Origin of the sequence: Neptunomonas sp. (assembly GCF_016744175.1) — a bacterium.
Classification (GTDB): Bacteria; Pseudomonadota; Gammaproteobacteria; order Pseudomonadales; family Balneatricaceae; genus Neptunomonas.
Genome location: NZ_JADGEV010000089.1, coordinates 1 through 4,742, shown reverse-complemented (window position 1 = coordinate 4,742; position 4,742 = coordinate 1). Strand labels below are relative to the sequence as shown.

At 43.7% G+C, this 4,742-nt stretch carries 5 protein-coding genes; all 5 read left to right on the top strand.

Annotation, left to right across the window (positions count from 1 at the left end; genetic code table 11):
* The coding region (locus QZZ55_RS19810) for a DUF6484 domain-containing protein (protein ID WP_293269149.1) at window positions 1–324 on the top strand (324 nt) is incomplete at its 5' end.
* 1 nt (window position 325) lies between these two features.
* Entirely contained in the window at window positions 326–1,591 is a 1,266-nt protein-coding gene (locus QZZ55_RS19805; protein WP_293269148.1) for a hypothetical protein, read from the top strand.
* Entirely contained in the window at window positions 1,588–2,697 is a 1,110-nt protein-coding gene (locus tag QZZ55_RS19800) for a DUF2169 domain-containing protein (protein WP_293269147.1), read from the top strand. The genes QZZ55_RS19805 and QZZ55_RS19800 overlap by 4 nt, the downstream gene beginning before the upstream one ends.
* Entirely contained in the window at window positions 2,694–3,686 is a 993-nt protein-coding gene (locus QZZ55_RS19795; protein WP_293269146.1) for a hypothetical protein, read from the top strand. Before QZZ55_RS19800 ends, QZZ55_RS19795 begins: the two co-directional genes overlap by 4 nt.
* 351 nt (window positions 3,687–4,037) lie before the next feature.
* A complete protein-coding gene (locus QZZ55_RS19790) occupies window positions 4,038–4,625 on the top strand; it encodes a hypothetical protein (RefSeq protein WP_293269145.1) in 588 nt (195 codons plus the stop codon).
* The last annotated feature ends 117 nt before the right edge of the window (window positions 4,626–4,742 follow it).

Genomic DNA, 4,742 nt, shown 5'->3' with positions numbered 1-4,742 from the left:
GTCAGCTTTATCTTTCAGGGCCAGCGTTATCAGTCGATACCTGCAAAAACGCATATCAGCTTAAATGACGATGATAATAAAAAAGCCTGCACTCTTTTATTTTTGGGAGGTGACTTATCTAAGCCTGTAGTTGCAGGCTTGTTGATGGATCTTTTTGAAAGCCGAGATCAAAAAATAATTGAATCAGACCACAGTATTATTCTTCGCGCCGGGAAGGCTGAAATTGTATTAGAAGACGATTCTATCGAGATTCGCGGCGAATTTGTTTCAACTGAAGCGCTCTCTGTTAATAAGATCTCTGGCGGCTCGGTTAAAATAAATTAATATGCAAAAAGTCATAAATGCTGCGCCTGTACTACCGGCGGCGAGTGCCCATTATCAATATAGCTTAGTGAATGATGTTTTGTTTACGTGGTTACGTTTTTATAAGGCAACACAACAGCCGCATACGCCTATTGGGCAACGCCAATATTTTTATCAAAAAACAGTAGATGCGCATCATATAGCTGTTCAGATTCCCGATTTCAAAAAAGCCCTTTTAGCCAAGAAAACCCAGCTAACCATAGGGCAGCTCAGCTTTTTAATTTACTCCGCTTTAAGTAAACAGCAGGTAACGCAGGATGACATCAGCCAATGGCTGAGCCTAGGCGAGGTAGACGCTGCAGAAACTTGTTTAGGTTTTTGGTTAGGTTACTTTATCTCAACAGGTAAGTGCTTACATTTACCTGCAGAGCTTTGGCTATCGGATATTGCTTGGATACGCCAAGGGGTAATAAAAGGGCTTTATAGTGTTAAAGGGCTGAGCGAAGCGTGGGCGACACTGGCGTTAGAAGACACGCATGATGCGGTGAGGTCAGAAGCTATTAGAGGCAGCGTTAACCTACACTTACAGCCACTCTTGAAAAGCGTACCGCACAATGCCGTAGAGCCTTTAGCCTTGTACCAGACAATACGTTTGCGGGTTTTAACAGGTACCGGATTAGATAGCACTGCATTAGATGATGCCGAATTGGATAGTGATAGCCGTGTGCTGCAAGCTTGCTTAGCAGACAGCCCCGATTCACTCAGCTTATTGTTGTTAAGCCTACCTGCTGAGCAACGCTATGCATGGTTGCTAAGCCACAAAGCTGAGCTTAACTACCGGTCATTCTGGTTAGGTGTAGGGTTAACCGGTGATGTAAATGCTATACCCCTCATATTGGCTGCGCTACAAGATGAAAGCCAGCACCGGCTTGCGGCGCAAGCATTTATTGCGATTACGGGGTTTGATCTAACTAACCCAGAGCATATTCAGGCAGGCTGGGATGGAGTAACCGCACAGTCATATGAAAAAGCCGACCGGCGTAAGGATGAAGTTTACCCTTGGGCGAATACTGAAGCGCTATTAGCATGGTGGCAAGCCCAGCAACACCGCTTTGATGTAAATCTTTACTACGTGCAAGGTGAGATCTTCACACAGGTCATTGCACAAGATAGGCTATCGCTTGATACCCCTCTTTATATAGCTCAGCACATTCGTTTAGCGCAGTATATTGCTGCCAAGCGAGTGATATATGACTGGGATTTGGTTGCCGAGGTAGGCCAGTTATGAAGTTGACTAACCGGACACGCTTTGAAGCAGGTTTTGAACAAGCCGCTTTCAAAGATGATAGAGATGGTGTGGTTATTGTTGTTAAGGCCACCTATCAAATACCCGCAGAGAACAATGGCACTGTTAAGCTAGCCGTTGAGCAAGTCCCTTTAGTCAGTGAAGATACCTTTAGTGATTACGCTCCCAGTGAGTGCGCTGATCTCATATACGAGTCGGATTTTGGCAGCTTTAAACCACGTTGTGATATTGTTTTAATGGGCTCTGCTCATGCACCCGCATCTGAGCCAGTAGAAGAATTAGCGGTAATGGTACGTGTTGGGCAGTGGCAAAAAAGAATCCGTGTGGTGGGCCACCGCCAATGGACTAAAAATACTCTAGGCTTTTGGCAACTATCATCACCTAAACCATTTACACAGATGCCGCTCGATTATCAACATGCTTTTGGAGGGAACCAAGAGGTTGCTAAAGAAAGGGAGCTTTTTGAAGAAAACCCTGCGGGTAAAGGCTTTGTCTATGACAAGTCATATATCACGTCAGGCACCCTAGCAGCGCCTAATCTGTTTAGCATGGACCCACAAGAGAACTATAAAAGCCTAGGGCAAATCTGCCGCCCTATAAGTTTTGCGCCTTTATCATCATTAGTACCTCCGCGCCTTGGCTTAGCCGGTACTTTTGATGATGCTTATGTTCAGGAGCGTTTCCCTGCACTTCCGAACGATTTTGACTATGGTTTTATACAAATAGCGCCGCAAGATCAACAGGTTCCGTATCTAGCAGGAGGAGAGAGTGTCGAGCTATATCAGCTGATGTCTCAAGGCTATAAAACTTTTGTTTTACCCAAGATGACGCCGGCTGTTTGGGTGTATCGAGAGGGTGAAAAAACAGATATGCCAATGCTACCCAATTTAGACACCCTTTTTATAGAACCCGATAAGCAACGTTTTCAAATGACATGGCGTGTGCGCATACCTTTTAAGAAAAACATTCACGAGATAGAAGAAGTGATTATTGGTAAGCAAAGCAGGGCATGGCAAAGAGCGAGGCAAAAAAACAAGAGTTATTATGCTTCGCTAGCCGATCTTCCTAAAAAGCGATCCCAACTATGAATATCCTCAGCGCGGCGGTATTAAGCTCATTAGGCAGCTCACTGAGTGTCAATGCCGGTGCTTTATTGGCAAATGAAAACTGCTATAAAAGCGGGATCAACAGCGATGGCATGGCGTACCCCTATACATTAATCGAACTTGAAGATAAGGATGGCTTTCATTACTTAGGTTTTAGCAAAGTCAAAGTCCTGCTTGAAGATACATTAGCCCTGCTTAGCCAAGGCTGCGATAACACAACGTGGAACAACATTGAGACCCTGTATTGTTTAGTCAGTAAACGATGTGCACATGCTGATAATCTAAAACAGTATTTCCAGCAACATGACCTTGGTGTAAAAGTTGTTTTAATCAAAGGAGACAGTTGCTCGATTGTTGAGATACTGCAAGATATACGCATCCATAAAACCCCTGTAGCTGTTCTTGCTTATGATAATTTAAATGAACCCGCAGTATTGTCTGAGTTGTTTGCCGATAAGCGCGTGAAGCATGAGGGCATGCCTGAGGGCACCGTCCCCGGTGAAGTGATGTGCGGGCTTGTTATCGGGGAAGTAACACCTGAGCAACCCAGTGTTCAGCTGCTAAACGAAAACCTCGAAGTTGAAGTTGATGATGCCCCGGGGAAAATAGTGAGAGCAAACGCGCTAGTAAAAGCGATTAAGTCTTTATTTGCGGCTCATTCTGTTGAATATCACGACTTATCTATTCGTTTTGCCGACTTAAACGGTGAGTCCCCGCGACACTATGAAACGGCGATATCTAATGGGCGGTTACAAATCCAACCTATGACACCTCGACTATTGTCACTGAACACAGTAACACCCTGCGGTGATGCTGGGTGCGCTAGCGGTGTGCTTCAATTAGCACTACTTTATGGTGCTTCAATTGATGATGTTTTACGCCGTAAAATAGCATTACGTTCACCCAGCTTAGCCCTTCATCAAATTTATGGTGAAGATGGCAGAAGAGCAGTAATGCTCAGCCAATACTAAACTACGCACTCTTGTGTTTTACACCAGCTAAAACTACTTCGTTTATGCGATCTCTGGGGGAGGAAGTAGCAAATTTCCGTATGCACTCATGTTTGATAAGTAAGGGCAGTACCTTTCATGGGCGGTGAGTTTGGATGATACGTTTACATTTTATGAGCACTTAGAAAAAATAGAAGCCTTTAAAAAGCCCCCAAGCTTTAAAGCGTATATGACCCAATTTATAGATATGTACCTTTATGAGGACTTCATAGACAAGAACCTTGAATTAACAGATAAACTGGTCATTCAATAGGTCCATCAAGTTAAAAACAGCAGTATTAACTGATATAAATTATAAAGGAATATACATCAGTGAAAATATACACCTCTATTATTGCAGTGGCTGTTTTAACATCGGGCCAATATGCACATGCCTCTTGTACCTATAAACAAGCGGATGAAAAAGCAACTCAGGTAACTAACTTAGTTGGAAGCTATGGGAAAGACCAAGTTCTATCATTGAAAGAGCATGGTAAAACAATACCTGAACAGGAAGCGGTGCTTGATGAGATAAGCGAGAAATCGTTCGCCTTGGGTATAGAAATGGGGGCTCTATATGAAAATAACCCCAATATGAAGTATGAGGCCCAAATAGATCCAACTATATGTCAGCGTTACGATGCGCTACTTACCGATTATGCGCGAGAAGATACACCGTTAAAAGCTATCAACTATGAGCCCGAAGCCATCAGCTCTACCTGCAATAGCACTGTTATTTGGGAACGGTTAGCTGCTTACAATACAGCCTCTGTGGAACTACTACAGGCGGGTAAAATTACTAAAGACGAGAGTTATGAGTATCAATCGATGATGGTAGAGTTTGGCCAACACGCCACCACCGATTTAGCTAAGGCTTGCCAGGTAATGGATCAACTCGAAGCGAAGCTGGCTAACGAATAGACAGAAATAAGCAAGATGATGTCATTAGATAAGTGCATATGCTGCACTTATCTACATAGCTCTACGGGTCATCATGAAGAAAAAATCCCTCTCTATTATATGCCCATGCTAACTGCT

Coding starts and splice junctions, on each gene's coding strand:
- QZZ55_RS19795 (WP_293269146.1), top strand. CDS start 2,694: ATGAATATCCTCAGCGCGGCGGTATTAAGCTCATTAGGCAGCTCACTG.
- QZZ55_RS19805 (WP_293269148.1), top strand. CDS start 326: ATGCAAAAAGTCATAAATGCTGCGCCTGTACTACCGGCGGCGAGTGCC.
- QZZ55_RS19800 (WP_293269147.1), top strand. CDS start 1,588: ATGAAGTTGACTAACCGGACACGCTTTGAAGCAGGTTTTGAACAAGCC.